At 56.4% G+C, this 18,198-nt stretch carries 11 protein-coding genes; 2 read left to right on the top strand and 9 right to left on the bottom strand.

What is annotated here, in order from left to right; genetic code table 11:
- Window positions 1-261 precede the first annotated feature (261 nt).
- The 4 genes from HS103_02205 to HS103_02190 form a co-directional block, all read right to left on the bottom strand.
- Window positions 262-6,045 (bottom strand): TIR domain-containing protein, encoded by a 5,784-nt coding sequence (locus HS103_02205; protein ID MBE7511614.1) that lies wholly within the window; start codon window positions 6,043-6,045, stop codon window positions 262-264.
- A 180-nt stretch (window positions 6,046-6,225) separates the two neighbouring features.
- Window positions 6,226-7,671, bottom strand: coding sequence for a glucose-6-phosphate dehydrogenase (gene zwf, locus HS103_02200; GenBank protein ID MBE7511613.1), 1,446 nt, complete (start codon window positions 7,669-7,671; stop codon window positions 6,226-6,228).
- Window positions 7,672-7,684: 13 nt separating this feature from the next.
- Complete coding sequence (gnd, locus tag HS103_02195) at window positions 7,685-8,593, bottom strand: decarboxylating 6-phosphogluconate dehydrogenase (protein MBE7511612.1); 909 nt, start codon at window positions 8,591-8,593, stop codon at window positions 7,685-7,687.
- A gap of 386 nt (window positions 8,594-8,979) precedes the next feature.
- Entirely contained in the window at window positions 8,980-9,771 is a 792-nt protein-coding gene (locus HS103_02190) for an isopentenyl phosphate kinase family protein (protein ID MBE7511611.1), read from the bottom strand.
- 657 nt (window positions 9,772-10,428) lie between these two features.
- Here HS103_02190 and ugpC point away from each other — a divergent pair.
- A complete protein-coding gene (ugpC, locus tag HS103_02185; protein MBE7511610.1) occupies window positions 10,429-11,532 on the top strand; it encodes a sn-glycerol-3-phosphate ABC transporter ATP-binding protein UgpC in 1,104 nt (367 codons plus the stop codon).
- A 67-nt stretch (window positions 11,533-11,599) separates the two neighbouring features.
- Window positions 11,600-12,187: an RdgB/HAM1 family non-canonical purine NTP pyrophosphatase gene (gene rdgB, locus HS103_02180; GenBank protein ID MBE7511609.1), complete on the top strand. Its 588-nt coding sequence runs from the start codon at window positions 11,600-11,602 to the stop codon at window positions 12,185-12,187.
- On the opposite strand, the gene HS103_02175 is transcribed toward rdgB, so the two are convergent.
- From HS103_02175 to rimO, 5 genes are all read right to left on the bottom strand, one after another.
- Window positions 12,126-14,639, bottom strand: coding sequence for an O-antigen ligase family protein (locus HS103_02175; protein ID MBE7511608.1), 2,514 nt, complete (start codon window positions 14,637-14,639; stop codon window positions 12,126-12,128). The genes rdgB and HS103_02175 overlap by 62 nt on opposite strands.
- 2 nt (window positions 14,640-14,641) lie before the next feature.
- On the bottom strand, window positions 14,642-15,457 hold the full coding sequence (tatC, locus tag HS103_02170; GenBank protein ID MBE7511607.1) for a twin-arginine translocase subunit TatC: 816 nt from the start codon (window positions 15,455-15,457) through the stop codon (window positions 14,642-14,644).
- Window positions 15,442-15,921, bottom strand: coding sequence for a hypothetical protein (locus HS103_02165; protein MBE7511606.1), 480 nt, complete (start codon window positions 15,919-15,921; stop codon window positions 15,442-15,444). The genes tatC and HS103_02165 overlap by 16 nt, the downstream gene beginning before the upstream one ends.
- Window positions 15,918-16,352: a transcription antitermination factor NusB gene (gene nusB / locus HS103_02160; protein ID MBE7511605.1), complete on the bottom strand. Its 435-nt coding sequence runs from the start codon at window positions 16,350-16,352 to the stop codon at window positions 15,918-15,920. Before nusB ends, HS103_02165 begins: the two co-directional genes overlap by 4 nt.
- A 158-nt stretch (window positions 16,353-16,510) precedes the next feature.
- Window positions 16,511-17,881, bottom strand: coding sequence for a 30S ribosomal protein S12 methylthiotransferase RimO (gene rimO, locus HS103_02155; protein ID MBE7511604.1), 1,371 nt, complete (start codon window positions 17,879-17,881; stop codon window positions 16,511-16,513).
- Between the last annotated feature and the right edge of the window lie 317 nt (window positions 17,882-18,198).

Genomic DNA, 18,198 nt, shown 5'->3' with positions numbered 1-18,198 from the left:
TGATGAGAACTTACGCAGTTGAACGTGTGTACCCCGTATTGATCGAAAGCAGTAGATTGGGGGGGCTTCCCCCTCAATCCCTCTTTTCCCCTTTCTCCCTGAGAGAGAGCGGGTACACGCCGAAGGCGCATCGCAGGGGGATGAGGGCAAGTGCATAACTCCTAACTATGGTGTGGTTTTGAAAGGTGTTCTTTGCATTTTAAACGTATCCCACGAGTATAGCATATGTCTGGTATAGGAATTACCCTCTTTCAGAATCTCTTAGGGGGCGGCTGTCAGGCGCACCCGTCGGATGATTCCCAAGCCTCCTATCTGGATAAACGCGCTTTCTCCATCCGGCGCAATAGCAAGAATGGTGGGGGGATAAGGCTCAGGGCTAACGCCTGTCTCTAGGCGGATGGTGCGCAGCAGCGTGCCATCCTGCATATCCCACAAACGCAAGGCATTATCAATGGCGCTCGTCAGCATATACCGGCCATCGGGCATAATCCGGTAACTGAGGATCGCTTGCGTATATTGACCAGCGGGGGGGGTGATGGGGTGAGCCAAGACCGCTTGCACCTTCCCCGTATCACTGTTCCAAAGGGATAGCGCCACCCCATTGGCTTGCGTAGTATAGGCGATAAGGGCGGTGTTGTTATCCAGCATCAATGGGGCGCGATTGCGCATGGGGACGCCCCTGAGGACTAGCTCTTTCTGCCCGGTGACGACGTTGTAGATGGTGTAGCTGTTATCGACTATCCGTGTGCCATCGGGGGAAAATACACAAGGGGAGCCCGCTTCTGTTTCTAAAACACGCGCCCCCGTTGTCAGGTCAATGACAACGCACGTTTCCCACGTCGAAACAGCAAAGTAGGGTGTCTTACCCACAGCAGAAGGCAAAAGATAGGTTTCAAAGCCCGGATAGCGCTTCGTGGCGAAGGTGCGGACACGGTAGCGATCTTGAACATCCCACTGTTCAATGTCGTCGCTATCGGTACGGATCAAGGCATAGCGCCCATCAGGGGTGATCTTTGCCCCGCCGAAATAATAGCCGTTCCCTTTTTGCGGTGTCCCTAATTCTTGCAGTTCCTTTCCGCTCTCGCTATCGATAATCTTCACAATGCCGTTCGTGTAGAGCGCTAAGCGTGATCCATCGGGGAACAGGCTAAAATCGCGGATAAGATCCGCCCGATATTCCATGATCGTATTGGGGGGCAGCGCGGGGGGGACAAGCGTCCCTAGCGGGACACTTGGCGGTGCGCTGCGGGTGGGGACGGGCGTCCACGCCGGGGGGAGTCCGGCGGGGTTACTCTCTGTGGGGCAAGTTGCCGCACTATCCGTAATGGCATAGGCAGTCCGTTCCCCCTCGGTAAAATCACGGGCGAGTTGGCGGCAAGCAAAGCGCACGAAATTGAGGTAATCCGTGTCCCACAAACGGAGCAGCCCGTCTGCCCCTGCTGTGACAATGTACGCCCCATCGGGGCTGAAGGCGGCACTAAGAACAGCCCCCGTATGCCCCACCATGCGGCGGATTTCCTCACCCGTTTCGACATTCCACAGCCGCGCTGTGCCGTCTTTGCTGGTCGTCAAGAGGAATCGATCATCGGGGGAAAAGGCAACCTTCAGGATCGAATCGGTGTGACCGCGAAATTCGCGGATCATTTTACTGCGCCCGACCTCAAAAAGCCGTGCCACACGGTCTACACCGCCGGTTGCCACATAGCGATGATCGGCGGTCATTGCCGCACTGTAGACACCCGCCAGTGTCTCCCCAACAAACCAACGAATATCTTTGCCCTGTTCGGGCAGCCACAAGCGGGCAGTGGTGTCGTTTGCCGCACTCAGTACATAGCCGCCATTTGGGGAAAAATTGAGATCAAAAATTTGTGTGTTATTCCAGTATCTACTCCCCCCGCTTAGATTGGCTTGGGAATCAAGGGGCGTATAGAGGAGGTTTCTTGCCCCACTGAGAACATCCCACGCGATGATGTTTCCTTCCTCATCTGCGGTGAGAAGGGTTTTGCCATCAGGGGCGAAGGCGATGCTCCAGATTGTTGAGGACGTAGCCGAATCCCACGTCTCTGGCGGGGGGACTTGCCGCAAGAGCGACCCAGTAGAAGTTTCCCAAATTCGGGTCGCGCCGTCTTTGCCACCCGCCGCCACGTACTTACCATCAGGGGCAAAGGCAACATGGTAGATATCAAAGATACTCCCAGCAAACTGCCGAACTTCCGAGCCGCTGAGCACATCCCACAAACGAACGGTGCGATCCAGCCCCCCGCTGAGGATGTATTTTCCATCAGGGCTAAAGGCGACATGGCTAATGGCATCGCTGTGTCCGATGAATTTTCGGGCAAGGAATGTCCATAAGCGGATTGTCCCATCCCGTCCCCCAGTCAAGATCATCGTTCCGTTGGGGTGAAAGACAACGGCATCCACCGCCCCCGCTTGGCGCGGCTGATCGTCGGCAACACGAATGCTGTAATCGTAACGGGTAAAGTCAATATCGGTTGACTGTCCATGCCCAACGAGCGTTCCTAAGAGCGTCCCATCAGTGACATCCCACAAGCGGGCGAGATTATCCTGCCCGCCGGTGACGGCATAACGCCCATCAGGACTGAAGGCAACCGCCCGCACGGTATCCGTATGCCCAACAAAACGGCGCACCTCTGCCCCTTGAGTCACACTCCACAAGCGGGCGGTATTATCGACGCTGCCTGTAAGGATATAGCGTCCATCAGAACTGAACGCCCCCGCCATCACTTCGAGCGTGTGTCCACTGAAGACGCGGATCACCTCAAAGGTATTGGCGTCCCACAGACGGGCAGTGTAATCGGCACTTGTGGTGAGGATGCTGAAGCCATCAGGCGAGTAATGGATGCTTGTGATGTAATCATTATGCCCCCGCACAGAGCGAATACCTGTGCCAGTTGCCACATCCCAAACATTCAGCAAATTCAAGCGATCTGCCCCACCTGAAAGCAGACGCGATCCATCGGGGGAGAAGGCGACACCCAAAATCTGGTTTGCCTCCCCGTACCACTTTCGGACGACTTCCCCGCTTGCCCGATCCCAAATGAAGATTGTCCCTCGGTATGTTCCGCCAGCGATATAGCGTTCGTCGGGGGAGACAGCTACACAAAGGACGGCTTCATCGGCAAGATAAATTTGGAGTTCGCGCCCTGTTTCTAGCTCCCACAAGCGGGCGGAATTGTCGTAGCCGCCGCTGACGAACGTCTTGCCATCCTTCAGAAGTTCAACGGCGCGGACGCGCTGGATATGCCCGGCTTTGTTCTTGGCGTAGGCATCTCTGTACGGACCAAAGATGCGGATTGTTCCCAAGTTTTCGAGGGCGCGTCCCAACGCCGCATCCGCCTGCACGGAATAGGTATTTTTCAACGCCCGAATACTGAGCAGCGCCACCGTCTCGCTTTGACGAATGTCCGTTTGCAAAATAGCGTCAGCGGCAAGGCGCAGACTCTCCGAGCGGCGCTGATTCTCTGCCGAGACACGGGCGCTGTTCAACGCGACAAGGGCGATCACCGCGATGATCGGCACAGCAAGGGCAAAAATGCCCAACGCGATGCGCGTCCGGCGGCGGGCGCGGCGTTCCAGCCCCTCTTGAAGTTTCTTTTGGCGGGCGGCTTCTTCGGCGCTGGCAGTGATGAAGGCGATCTCATCGTCGCTAGGGGCGTTTTCCGCTTTTGCTGCCCATGTTTGGGCTTCGTAGAGGCGCACCCCGCGATACAAATCGTCTTTGGGTTTGTTCTTGCGCAGCCAATCGGCAACATCAAGGGCAAAACCGCGCTGAAAGCGAAGGTCTTCGCGGGCGCTGTTCAGCCAATCCCCCAAGCGCACCCATTCCCGAATGAGCGCCTCGTGGCTGACCTCAATGGTCTCAATCGTGTCATGTTTGTTCGTCGTCAGCAGGCGGTTTTCCACGAACGCATCGCGCACCTCTGCCAAGAGCGTGCTTTGGGTGGGGTCGGGCAGGCGTAGTTCGCTCAGCGGCGCACGGCGGCGGGTGGTATCTTGTTCGGTGGCGCCGGGTTCAATCAGGCGGAGGAATAAAATTCGCGCCAGCGCTTGGTGGCGCTCGGTAGGTAGCCCCATGTAGGTTGCTTCGGCGTGCCGCGCCAGCGCCCCATGTACCCCGCCAATGGCATCGTAAGAATGCCACGTTAGGCGGCGATCTTCGCGCTTCTCGAAAAGCTGATCGAGGGTGAATTGCAACAGTGGGAGAGCGCCAACTTGTTCGCGCAGTTGAAAGACAAGCTCGCCAACCAACCCCTCGTCAAAGGTCACTTGTACGTCTGGGAGCGCCGCCGGCTTTTCGATGATGTCCCGCAGATCGGTCAGAGACATGGGCAAGATGGGGGATGCGCCGCTGCTGATCAGCCGCCCTAATTCGGGATAATTCATCGGGCGATCATAGAAATCTGCCCGCATGGTGAGGATGACGATTAGCGCCCCGTTGGGTTCGCTTGCCGCCGTCGTAATGAGATCGATGAAGGCGGCGCGTTCACGCTCGTCCGCCGTTTGGGTAAAAAGTTCCTCAAATTGGTCGATCAAGAGGACGGCACGGCGCTCCCCGCGTCCAACATGCTGCGTCGTCAAGAGATGTAGCCCGCGTGTCGAGGGATCGTCAAGCGCCTTTTGGATGTGCGCCGTCGTTTGGTGAAATGCCTCTGAGAGCGCCGTATTCAAGCGATCCAATGGGTGGATACCGGGGACAATCGTCGGCAGAAAGACCCAATCGGGGTGACGGCGTTGGAGCGCGGGGAGGAGTCCCGCCATGGCAACACTCGATTTTCCTGACCCACTCGCGCCGAGGATCGCTACAAGACGACTCTCTGTTGAAGGCTGTTCGATTTTCGCTGTGAGTGCGGCAATGACCTCATCGCGCCCGAAAAAATCAGCCTGATCATCCGCTTTGAACGCCCGCAGCCCTTTGTACGGATTGCGGGGGGGGAAATCGGGCGTTTCTGGCGGCGCTTTTTCGGGGATGGGTAGGGGCGCTCTCCCGGTGAGGACTTCCACCACCTGCGCGAACCCCGCTGCGTAATGATTGCCGCGAAGGTCGGCAAATTGGCGCTTGCCCATCCCCATCGCAATCGAGTCCATCCATGTATCGCCATCTGCCCAGATGGGGATCACCTCACGGTTATACATCTCGGCAATGGCGAGTTCGTCTTGAACATAAACCGAGCGGCGTGAATTGGGGGAGGCGACCAACAAGACGGAGCGGGCGAGGCGGATCGCCTCCCGCAGCGCCTGTTCCCAGTTGCGCGTGCCGGGCTTTAGCCCTAGCGTATCCACCCAGACATCAACCCCGTTTTCCTTTAGATCATTCGTCAGACGATCCACAAAGGGTTTATCGGCGCGGGAATAGGAGATGAACACAGAGGTGAGCAGGGCATCTACCGTCTCTGCGGTCATCGGTAGGGGAATTGCGCTTTCGATAAAGCGCATGGCACTGGCATCGACCCGCCGCGTGATCAGATGTGGCGTCGCAGCGGCAGAAAGATCGCTGAGGGCGAGTTCATTTCGCCCCAAGTCAAATGCCTCGGCAACGCTGCGCCCATAGCCAAGCGCACGGTAAAACCCACCGGCAAAACTGAGCGCGTCGTCGTCGTCAATCTCCCGCGCCATGCCGATCACACAGTCAATCTCGGCGGCAATGCCTTCCGCTTGGGTTTGCGACCAGCAGGCATTCAAAATCACACAGCGCACGTTGTCTTTCAAAATACGAAAGAGATCGCTGAGGACGGCGGCAGGGGCAGTGACGGGGCGTCCTTTGGCATCCTCAAGGACAATCTCGCCCTGTGTGCTGCCATGCCCGGAAAAATGGACGATGTGCGGCTGATGACGCAAGAGCAATTCGGAGAGGTCGGTCAGGCGTACCGCCCAATGTTGAGTCAGTTCAAAACGATCCCGAAATTGGGCGGCACGAAGGCGTTCATCAATGGTGCGCACTTCCTCCCCAAGTTGGAGAGGATCAGTGGCGCGGGGGGTTGCCGCGAGGAATAGGATACGGATTTTGCCATCGGTTGGGCTGGACATACTTATGCCCCTTTATGACAGATCTCAGACAAACGAGATTCTAACCCCCTTCCTAAAGTACCGCCATGAGCGGAGGATTTGGGGAGGGGGGAGGAACAGAGGTGGCGACACACTCTTAAACGGATAAGGAAGGGCGTATACCATACGCCCCTACTGAGGAACGGTGAATTGCTCAGGCGCTTACTCATGCCCGCCGCAGCCCAAGCGCCACTGATGCCCATCACGCGCCATGAGTTCATCCGCCTCGGTGGGACCCCATGTCCCTTTCTCATAGATTGCTAGTGGGGGGGCATCGGGTGTTTCCCACCCCCGCAAGATCGGGTCGATCAGCCGCCATGATGACTCGACCCCGTCGTTGCGGACGAAAAGCGAGGCGTCGCCGCTCATTGCGTCTTGGAGCAAGCGCTCATAGGCTTCAGGAATGGCTTTATCGGCAAATTCATCGCGGTAATGGAATTCCATATCGACAGAGCGCGTCTCTCGGAGGGCATCCGGCACTTTTGCCTCAAACTTCAAATGAATCCCTTCGTCGGGCTGAATGCAAATGGAGAGGGTATTCGGCTCAAAACTTGCCCCCGGCGGAAGTTCAAACATAAGATGGGGAGGGCGGCGAAAACGGATCACAATTTCGCTGTCTTTGCGTTCCAGCGCCTTCCCCGAACGAAGGTAAAAGGGAACATCTTGCCACCGCCAATTATCAATGTAGAGCTTCAGGGCGGCGTAGGTTGGCGTTTGGGAATCGGGCTTCACCCCGGGCGTCTCACGATAGCCGCGATAGTGCGCCCGAACAGTGTTGCTCAGGGTAATGGGGCGGACGGAGTTTAAGACCTTCACCGTCTCGTTTCGGACGAGATCGGCGTCAAAGGAAGGGGGCGGCTCCATCGCCACCAGCGCCATCAATTGCAACAGGTGGTTTTGGAACATATCGCGCAGCACCCCGGCATGATCGTAATAATCACCCCGTGTACCAACATCCACCTGTTCTGCCACCGTCACTTGGATATATTCAACGTAGTTTCGATTCCACACGGGTTCAAAGATGGTGTTGGCAAAGCGCAAAAACAAGAGGTTTTGCGCCGTCTCTTTCCCCAAGTAGTGATCGATGCGGTACACCTGATGCTCGTTGAAAGACATCCGTACCGCAGCGTTCAACTCGCGGGCGCTTTTCAGGTCATAGCCAATCGGTTTTTCAATGACCACCCGCCGCCACCCGTTCTCCTCGCTGGTCAATCCGGCTGTGCCGAGGTTCGCCGTGATCGGAATGTAAAGCGAGGGGGCGGTAGATAGGTAGTACAAGCGGTTCGCACTTTCCCCTTCGGACGTGGCGAGGAAGTTCTTCAGTGTGGCAACATCCTCCGCCTTTGCCGCATCGCCGGCGAGGTAATGGACGCGCTTGACGAAATCGTCCCACTGTTCGGCGTGCCAGTGAGCGCCTAAGGCTGCCTTTGCCCCTTCGATCAGCGTCGCATGAAACTCCGCATCGCTGTAAACGGTGCGCGACATGCCAATAATTTGGAGGCTTTCGGGCAAACGCCCCTTGCGGCAGAGATTGAACAAAGCGGGAATTAATTTGCGTCGCGTCAGATCGCCCGACGCGCCGAAAATGACAATGCTGTTGGTGACCATGGGCGTTCTCCGCCTATTCGTTTTTCTTCACCGCGTGACCGCCAAATTGATTGCGCATGGCGGCGAGAAGTTTCCCGGCATAGCTATCATCCTGACGGCTGCGGAAGCGCATTTGGAGCGAGAGCGTGATCACCGGTGCGGGAACGTCCTGATCAATCGCCTCAAAGACAGTCCAGCGCCCCTCGCCGCTATCGGCAACATAGCCCTTCAGGTCGCTTAATTCTTGATCCTCTTTCAAGGCGTTGGCGGTGAGATCGAGCAGCCATGAGCGGACGACGCTGCCAAAGCGCCACACCTCGGCAATCTGGTAGAGATCAAGGTTGAATTCCTTCCGCGCCCGCATGATCTCGAACCCCTCGGCATATGCCTGCATCATCCCGTACTCAATTCCGTTATGAACCATCTTGACGTAATGACCTGAGCCACTCGGACCCATATGCCCCCAGCCTTGATCGGGTGCGGGGGCAAGCGTTTCCAACGCTGGACGGAGAATCTCTACGGCTGCTTTCTCCCCGCCAACCATCATGCTGTAGCCCTCTGCCAGCCCCCAAATGCCGCCGCTTGTGCCAACATCTACATAGTAAATATTTTTTTCGCGGAGCATCGCTGCACGGCGCATTGTGTCATGAAAATTGCTGTTGCCCCCATCCACAATCAGATCACCCGGGCTGAGAAGAGTCATCAGCGTGGTGAGGTGTTTTTCCGTCACATCGCCAGCGGGCAACATGAGCCAAACAACGCGAGGGGCGCTTAGCTTGCTGACGGCATCTTCAAGGGACGCCGCCGCGATAGCGCCTGCTGCCGCCGCCTCCTGAACGGGTTCGGGGCTGCGGTTGAAGGCGACTACCTCATGCCCTCCCTTCACCATCCGTTTCACCATATTCAAGCCCATGCGCCCAAGCCCAATGAGTGCCAGTTTCATGATCGCCGTCCTTTTTGCGTTTGCCGTGAATCATTCGTTGGAGGGTTGCCAAGTACGACCACAATGAACAGGCGGGATCGCTGATGATCCCGACGCTAAAGCGCCGGGCTGAAAGCAGCCACCCCTTCGGAGCTTGAAAGGCGTTGTTGCACAGGGTTTTCTGCTTTCCTCACTCCAAACACCTTTTGTGGCGGTACTTAGAATGATCTTACCGAAAAATGCCGCAACGCGCTCAGTCGTTCATCAGCACGATTCCGAAAGAACCCTATCCTCATACACAGGGAAGGGCGGAACGCTGCCGGATGGAGAAGGGGCTAAGCCGATAGATGATTCCATCGCGGCGGGTGAAACGGTGGGTAGACCATGGACAACAACGCGGCGAAAAATCAGAGCGGCTCATCGCCAATAATGCGCGTCCCTGGCTCGCTTTCGCCAAGCAGGGCTTGGGAAATTTGTTCGGGCGTGCCGCCGCCAAAGATGCGAATGTCCAACCCAGGCACTGCCGTTGCTAGGGCGATCATATCGCGCACTTTCGTCGCCATGCCGCCGGTGACATCCACCCCCCCTGATGCGCCAATCTGCGCCGCCACTGCTTCGTAATTGGCGGGGGAAATCAGCGGGATGATCTGCTTGCGCTGATCATAGACCCCTGCCATATCGCCAATGAGGAATATCCGGGAGGGCTTTAGCCTTCCGGCAAGGTAACGAAATATCGTCTCGGTGGAAATGATCGTCCCCCCCCGCACCGAGTCGAAGGCGACATCGCCATAGACAACAGGGACAAGCCCTTCGCTTAGCGCTAAGGTCAGCGGGGTAACCTCCATGGATTCGAGGACACCATCCCGACAGCGTGCCGATGCCGAAGGTTGGAAGGCGAAAATAGGCAGCCCCGCCGACGCCAGAGCGTCAACAACAAGGGTATTTAGCTGGCGGGCGACGAAGGCAACCTCGGCAAAGCCGATCCACTGATCAGCGGTACGCACCCCGTCCATGGTGCCATGTTTGGCGGCGGCGCTATGCCCAAACGATCCGCTGCCATGCCCAACCAAAAGGGGAACGCCTTGTTCAAAAGCATGAACTAACGCGCTGGCAACCTCCGCCATTAGATCGGCGTGAAAAGATTCGGCTTCCTGTTTGTTGGTAATCAGCGATCCGCCCAATTTGACAAAGGTGAGCAAGGTCACACCGCCTTCATAGACCAATAGTTCGTCAAGAAAATTCCTAAAGAACCCCTATCCCCCGCGCCTTTTCCCTGTCTACGGGGAAAGGGGAGAAATGCTGCGGGCGAGGGGGTGAGGGCTGTCTCTTTCTGTGGTTACCTTCCCGATGGACTACTAGAAACTCCCAATTGCTTTCCCAATAAAATGATCGGTAACGCTATTTAAGGTTGATACGGGCATCAGCAGTGGTAAATTGCCAATCAATAACGAGTATGGCACGATTGCCGTTGGCTTGCCATACGGTTGCGCTTGGCTTCGTCGTCGTAACGGGGCGATTGCCCCTTTACGACGTATTCATCGAAAGGGGTAGATTGAAGGGGGTAGGGGGATGAGGACAAGCGTGTAATCCCTACAGGCATTTTTTGAACCAGGATCTACCCTTAAATGTGAAATGTATTGAAATTTCATTGTCTCTCAATGAATTCTTTATGTTTTAGGCGATCTATCAAATTTGCACGAAAATCGATGGTTTTCGGTAAAAATTGGTTGTGCAAAGTGAAAAAGGATGTCATAATCACCCTAACGCACAATAAATACTCGTTCCTTCCGCTTTAAGGCGGGTTTTTCAGGCTTTATTGTGCTGCGCGAAAAAAGTTTGCAATGGAGGATTGATCAGTGGCTAGTGTTTCATTCCGTAATGTTTGGAAGCGTTATGCCGGGGATGTCATCGCCGTGCGCGAGTTGAACATCGAGGTTGCCGATAAAGAATTTCTTGTCCTTGTCGGTCCCTCTGGTTGTGGGAAATCCACCAGCCTGCGTATGTTGGCGGGGCTGGAAGAAATTTCCGATGGCGAAATTCTGATTGGGGATCGCGTTGTGAATAATGTCGCCCCGAAAGACCGCGATATCGCTATGGTCTTTCAGAGCTATGCCCTCTACCCGCACATGACCGTTTACGAGAACATGGCATTCGGTCTGCGCCTGCGCAAGACCCCCAAACAGGTCATTGATCAGCGCGTCCGCGAGGTTGCCAAGAGCCTGCTCATTGAGCAGCTGCTGGATCGCAAACCCCGCCAACTGTCTGGCGGTCAGCGGCAGCGTGTTGCGGTGGGGCGGGCAATCGTCCGCGAACCCGCAGTATTCCTCATGGACGAGCCGCTTTCCAACCTTGATGCAAAGCTGCGCGTTGAGGCGCGGGCGTTCATTAGCAAACTGCACCAACGCTTGGGGACGACATTCATCTACGTGACCCACGACCAAGTAGAAGCCATGACCATGGGGACGCGGATTGCCGTCATGAGTGCTGGTGAACTTCAGCAATTGGATACACCCCAGTTGCTCTATGACAAGCCTTCCAACATCTTTGTGGCTGGCTTTATTGGCAGCCCCTCAATGAATTTCTTTGATAATAGCCGCCTTGTTGAAGAAGGTGGAAAGCTATTCATTGATACGGGCGTGTTCCGTGTTCATGTCCCCGCCGCCAATTATGATCGCTATCGCCCCTACATTGGCAGCGAGGTTATCCTCGGCGTTCGCCCCGAACACATTCACGATGCCCAGCTACCGCCCCCCGGTATCGACCCGGCGCCTGTTGAAGCCAACGTTGATGTCGTTGAGCAGATGGGCAACGAGAAGATCATCTACCTTGAAGAAGGTGGAAAGACCTTCATCGCCCGTCTTGACCCTCGTACCACATCTCTGGTTGGGCAGCGGATGCGCGTCCTGATCGATGTGACCAGCATTCACATCTTTGATCGTAAGACAGAAAAAGCTATTTAAGGCATCTCGTGTGTGGGGACGTTTGTTATTTGAACGTCCCCGCACGCTATAACACGGTCACACCCCTATGCCTACCCTTCTAATCGCCTCCACAAACCCGGGCAAACTGACCGAATATCGCAGCATGGTTGCCGATCTACCTATCACATGGCGGACGCTTGCCGATGTTGGCTTGGCGGGAATGGATGTTCCCGAAACAGGGGTCACTTTTGCCGGAAATGCTCTGATCAAGGCGCGGGCATATGCCGCCGCCGCCGGAGTGATCACCCTTGCCGATGATTCCGGGTTGATGGTCGATGCGCTTGATGGATCACCGGGGATCTATTCCGCCCGCTATGCGCCCACAACAGCCGAACGGAACGCAAAACTGTTGGCAGCCCTAGAGAATATCCCTGCCGAGCGGCGTAGCGCCCGCTTTGTCTGTGCTATTGCCTGTGTCACGCCCAACGGGGTGGAAATCGTCGCTGAGGGGATTTGTGAGGGGCGCATCGGGGATGCCCCACGCGGGACAGGCGGCTTTGGCTATGATCCGCTTTTTGTCCTCCCTAATGGGCGGACAGTGGCGGAACTTTCCGAAGTGGAGAAAAACCGCCTTAGCCACCGGGGACAGGCAATGGCGAAACTAGCCCCCATTCTGCCTTGCATTCTTCACTAAGCGTTGGTGCATTCGCTAGATCAGCACGCCCGACCAAGCGCCGCAGCAAAAATTCCACCTCTGCCGGATGTTTTGGCGAATAGACCTGCGGCAGAAGGTAATCGGGGACGGCAATCCGTAAGAAGTGCGACGAGACGATATCGGGAAACGAACGTGGCGCGGTGGGAAATGCCTCGCAAACAGCCCTGATATTTTTTTCTGCTGTCGCCTTGTCTCCTAAACGCCACGCCCCGTAGCCCCGCCCCAATGCCAGCCATTCCCCATAAAAAGGAATATCCGCTACTGCATAAAAGGCTTTCAGCGTTTCGCTGTAGCGTTCGAGGCGGTTCAACGCCAACTCAACGGAATCAATGTCCGCCCCTGACTCAACCGCAAGGATCACCGAAAGCGCCATGCCCGCCATATCGTTCTGCTCCCGCTGAGGGGCATCTGCCCACACCGCCACTGCCTGCGGAATGGTCTCCTTTTGAAGATGCCGCAGAGTCTCTTGAAAGGCGGTCAGCGGCATCAGCGGGATATAGGTTTCGGCAATCTGACGGCGGAGGGCGCTTTCCTCCCACCCCTGATAGAAGCGACTGCCTGGGTAACGTTCTAATGCCCGCTCGTAAGCCGTCCGCATCCCCGTTTCATCAAAGTCCATCTGCTCAAGATAGACCCCCAGATTGTAGTGAAACTCCCACGCATCAGGGGCAACCTCCCCCGCACGGCGCATGGCACGAATTGCCGCCTGGCGGTCTTCGTCTTTTTGTCCTTCTTGCCCTAGCCACCAGTGCAAGGCGGCATCATTTGCCCACGCTGGCGCGTAATAGGGTTCAAGGGCGAGGAAGGCATCATAAAAGGCGAGACTAGACTCAACCCTTGGGCGTGTCACCTCCGTCCCATCAACCATCGTAAAGTACGCCGCCATGAGCGGGTATACGGGCATGTTTGGATCGCGCTGCTGCGCTGCCGCGCTCCCTTCCGCCACACGGCGATAGTCACCCGTTGGATAGCCGCCCACCAAGGCATCGTAATAAAGGGCATAAGCGTTGTAACTATAAAGCGCCCCGCCAAGCAGGACAGCCAGCAGCAAAAGGGAAACAATCCCTCGCCAATGGTAACGCTCTGCGGGTTTTGCCCCACTAAGGTGAAGCGGCGCTGGCACAATAGCGGCTAAGACGACCAACCCCGCCAGCGGGATCACCGCAGTGACAGCGGTGAAGTCTGTCAGATGGTGGAGGCAAAAGCCGACCACTCCGGCGATTCCACCCGCCAGCAGAATCCGTTCACCAGCATGTTCGGGGCTGTTCAGCGCTCGCCATTGCTTTGATACCCCCCAGACGACGAAGCCCCCAGAGACGGTCAGAGCGATCAACCCCAAAAGACCCAACTCAGCGGCAACAGTGAAGGGGACGCTGTGGGCGTGGCTGTGAACTTGGCGGGGGGGCATGGAGTCAAAGCGAAGCAAGCCCTGCCCATAGGTGTATAGCCCTGTTCCGGTGAGCGGTTTTTCTTGAAAGAGCGCCACTGCCGCCGTGTAGAACATCCCCCGCTGATCTCCCAAACGGGTTTGTGTTGCCGAGATACGAAAGAAAACGAGGACAGCGCCAACGCCAGCGATAAGTATAATCAGCGCCGAAGCGCCAACCAGTGCCTTCGCATGCCCACTTTGTTCCTGCCACCATGCCCTCACACGGGCGGGACTGGTGAACCCGGAATGGAGCAGCAAAAGCGCGGCAAAGGCGATCACCGCCCCTGCTCCGCTCAGCCATCCCCCTCGGCTGAAAGCGAAGATCAGCAGCACCCCGGCCAAAGCGCTGTACCCTGCCCAGAACGCGCCCCCCACCCGCCGATGGGCGCGGAGGGCGTTCACCATCCGCGCCAGCGCAAGCGGAAGCAGCAAGACAAGAAACACGGCTAAGCGATTCGGATTTTCAAGCGTTCCCGACAGCCGCACAAGGTCGCTGAGCGGGGTCATTGCCCCCCGTATATCGCCCGGAATGGCGAGGTAGGCAGTCAAGCGTTGGACGAGTTGAACGGTGGGCAGCACCATGACCACCCCACCCGCCAGAAGTATTCCTTCGGTGAGCGCCGCCGGAGTCAGGGTGCGGTTGGCAAGGGCATCTTGAAGAGCGTACCAGACGAGGATATACAGCCCAACGTACCACATCCCAATAGCAATGCGCCGCCATAGTTCAAGGTTTGCCGCCAGAGAAACGCCAATAGTGACCACCCACAGCCCGATTGCCAGTTCCAGCGGAACAGCGCCCCACCGCCAGCGGGGGACACGCCGCCCATAGCCCCGCCAATGGGCAACAAACCACAGCAATCCTACGGCACTGATGAGAATTAGGTTGACAATTTGGTAGCGTGGGGTGAGCATCCCGCCGCTGAAGGTTGCCCCGCCGAGGACGCTGTAGACACACAGGAAAAAGAGAATTGTTCGCGCCCAAAGGTTGACTCGAATTGGCATGGTTAAGGGTGTGCTGCCTCTGCTGCCTGTAGGCGGCGTTTGTTGATGCGAACAGCGATAGCCACCAGACCAATGCTCGCCACATACAACCCCAATAAAATGACCATGACCACCGACATCGTAACGGGGTCTACCGTTGGGGTGACGAGGGCTGCCACCACCGCCGCTCCCACCACTGCCGCCCGCCAAAATTTGACCATGCTGCGCGGCGTGACCATCCCCATTCGCCCCAAAACATAAAAAATAAGCGGTGTCTCAAAGGCTGCCCCGTGCCAGAACAGCACAGCGGTGACGAAGGTGATGTACGAATCCGCCGTCCAGATGGTGACGAAAATATCACTTTGGAAGGTCGCCAAAAAGGTGATGTAAAGGGGAACGAGGAAAAACCATGTAAAGAGCAAGCCGATCAGGAAAAGTGCTGTTGTGCCGGGGATTGCCCAAAACACCCATCGACGTTCTTTGCGGGTTAACGCGGGGAGGACGAACATCAGCGTTTGGTAGGTGATGATCGGCATGGCAAAGATCGCCCCCAACAGAAGCGCCACCCGGAAGAAGGTCACTACCGAATCAGTCGGTTCGGTGAGGGCAAGGCGCTGCCCATAGCTGCGGGCAAGGTAGGCGATGACCTCGTTCGTGATGAACAGGGAGAGGATCATCCCAATGACTACCGCCACTACGACACGGATGAAGCGAACGCGCAGTTCATCAATATGATCAAAAAAGCCCATCACCTTCCCTTCCACCTCTGGGGTGGTGGCAGGGGGTGTATTCGCCGCTGTGTTTGCCGGCGTGTTCGTAGGGGTTATTGGGGTAGCCATGCGTCGTACTTCTGCCCGTCTCCGTTTGTGGGGGTGGGTGGGTCGCCTTGCTCTGCTAGGGTGGGAGGTGTCTCTGTGTTTGCTGTATTCGTGTTGGCAGCGGGGGCGGTTACGGTGCTTGCCCCAACAAAGGCTGAGCGTGTTGTTTGCGCCACATCGTTCAGTTCACCGCTGATCGTCCGCGCCTCTTTGCCCAGTTCCTTGTCTATGACTTTGTTCGCCTCAGCAAGAACATTAAACCGCCCTTTTGAGCCAAGCAATGGTGGTGTTTGGGGAAGGTCAATCTCCGCGGCTTCAAATTCCTTACGAATCGCACCCCATGTTTCGTCCATCATCTGGCGAAACTTCGCCACATAATGTCCTAATTGGTAAGCCCATGCCACCATCCGTTTTGGTCCTGCGAAGATGAACATAATCACAAGGATCAGAATCAGTTCGGCTGCGCCAATCCCGAAGATATTCACGATACGCTATCCTTCGACTCCGCCTTCCCCATTTGTGCTGCCAATGCGCCCAAGACGCCGTTCACAAAACGGGCGGTACTTTCCGAACCATATTCCTTTGCCAATTCCACCGCCTCATCAATGGCAACCTTCACGGGTGTCATTGTAGTGATCAAGAACTCGTAGAGGGCGATGCGCAGCAAGTTGCGATCAACAATAGCGACTTGCTCTAGTGGAAACTCTGGGGCGTGTTGACGGATAAGCCCATCAAGGGTGGCTTTGTATTCCAAAACGCCATTCACCAATGCATAAGCGAACACCCGCAGTTCATCGGGGAGAACTGTTTCCTCCAACCGCCCTGCCATCACCTCCCCAAGCGAATGCTGCGTACAATCCAATTCGTAAAGTGCTTGCAGGGCGATTGTTCGCGCTGCACGCCGTCCTTTTGTCACCACAACGTCACCGCCCACCAGACGATTTATCCTAGTCGGTATTTCTAAGTATATAGCATCGGACGGTTTTGGGGGCTATCTTCTTCATGTGGCGGCGTTGCTGATGATCTCATGATTGTTACGTCCACCAAGCCCATTTTGGATGTTTCAAGACTATCTTAGCCAATTGTGATCAAGGGTGATCCACTTTCCACTACACCAACCAAATCGTAATTCATCGCGCCGGTGATTCGCACGGGGATGATGGGGCGTCCGGGGGCTGTCTCGCCTTCGACAATCACATAGCCATCCACCTCTGGCGCATCACGGTAACTGCGGGTAATCGTCAGGTTGTTGTCTTGCCCGTCCACGATCACCTCAAGCGTGCGTCCCACCTGATTCTGATTCTTGCGCAGGCTGATTCCCTGTTGCAGCGCCATGAGTGCCTCGCGGCGGGCGTTCTTTTCTGCCTCAGAAAGGTGTCCGGTCTGCTCTGCGGAGGGGGTGTTTTCCTCGTAACTGTAGGTGAACACACCCACGCGATCAAATTCCAGATCGCGGACGAAGGTCATCAGTTCATTGAATTCCGCCTCTGTTTCCCCTGGATAGCCGACGATAAACGTCGTCCGAATGGCGAGATCGGGCATTGCAGAGCGCATTTTGGCAAGCGTCTGGTAGCACCATTCGATATTTGCCGGACGGCGCATCCGCTTCAGAACCTCGCGGCTGCCGTGTTGAAGGGGAATATCAAGGTAGTTTAGGATTTGTGAGCGGGTCGCCATGATCTCGATCAGTTTATCGGTAACTGCCCCCGGATAGGCATACATCAGGCGCAGCCAGGGCATCGCTGTCTCTGTTGTCAGCCGATCCAGCAAGTGTGCCAAGCCGTCTTTGATTCCCAGATCATGCCCATAATCGGTGGAGTCTTGAGCGATTAGGATCAATTCCTGTACGCCCTGTGCCTCAAGGCGCTGCACTTCGCGAACGATGGCATCGGGCGGGCGGCTGACCGCCGTCCCTTTGATCAGCGGAATGGCGCAGAAGGCGCAAGGGCGGCGGCAGCCATCGGCAATTTTTAGATAGGCGCTGTTCCCTTGCCGGGTGGCACGGAGAGCGCCCCGTTCGTCACTGCCAACGGTCTTTGCCTCATCGGGTAGGTGGTAAAGGGGTTCGGGCTGTGTTCGCCCGCGTAGTGCGGTGATTAGTTCAACAATATCCATCCAGCGGCGCGTGCCGATCACACCATCCAGCCCCGGCACGCGATCCACAAGTTCACGTCCATAGCGCTGCGCCATGCAGCCAGCGGCAATGAGAAGCTGATCACGCTTTTTGCCAATGGCAAGTTTGCGCAACGTAGCAACGCTTTCATCCTTCGCCGCGTTGATGAAGCCGCAGGTATTCACAATGAGGACTTCAGCAGCGCCTGCCGCCTCGGTGGGACGCATCCCCGATTCATCAAGAAGCTGCGCCATGCTTTCGGAGTCAACGGTGTTCTTGGAACAACCGAGGGAGACAAGGTAGTAGTGATTCCGTCGTTTTGTTACGCTCATGCCACACATTATTCTACAGGTTGGATGGGGCTAGTGTAGCGGAAGGTGGGGCGGATGTACAGGATAGGTAGGGCGGTGGATATGACACTTATAAAACAAGGGGAATTTTAGGGTGTGTTGTCCTTCTAACCCGCCATCCCCCACCCTCGTAGGGACACCCCCTGGGGTGTCGCGCCTACCCTCACTTCCCCTGTCTACGGTTGAGGGGGCGACAGCAGTTTTTCCGCTCATTCCCCTACGACCTGCCTTTGGCGTGTACCCCCTCAGCCCTCAGGGGGAGAAGGGGGTAGGGGATGAGGGCAAGTGTGTAACCCCTA

This window comes from Anaerolineales bacterium, assembly GCA_015075625.1.
Taxonomy (GTDB): Bacteria; Chloroflexota; Anaerolineae; order Aggregatilineales; family UBA2796; genus UBA2796.
The sequence above is the reverse complement of the archived record's forward strand: the minus strand, read 5'-3'. Positions and strand labels throughout refer to the sequence as shown.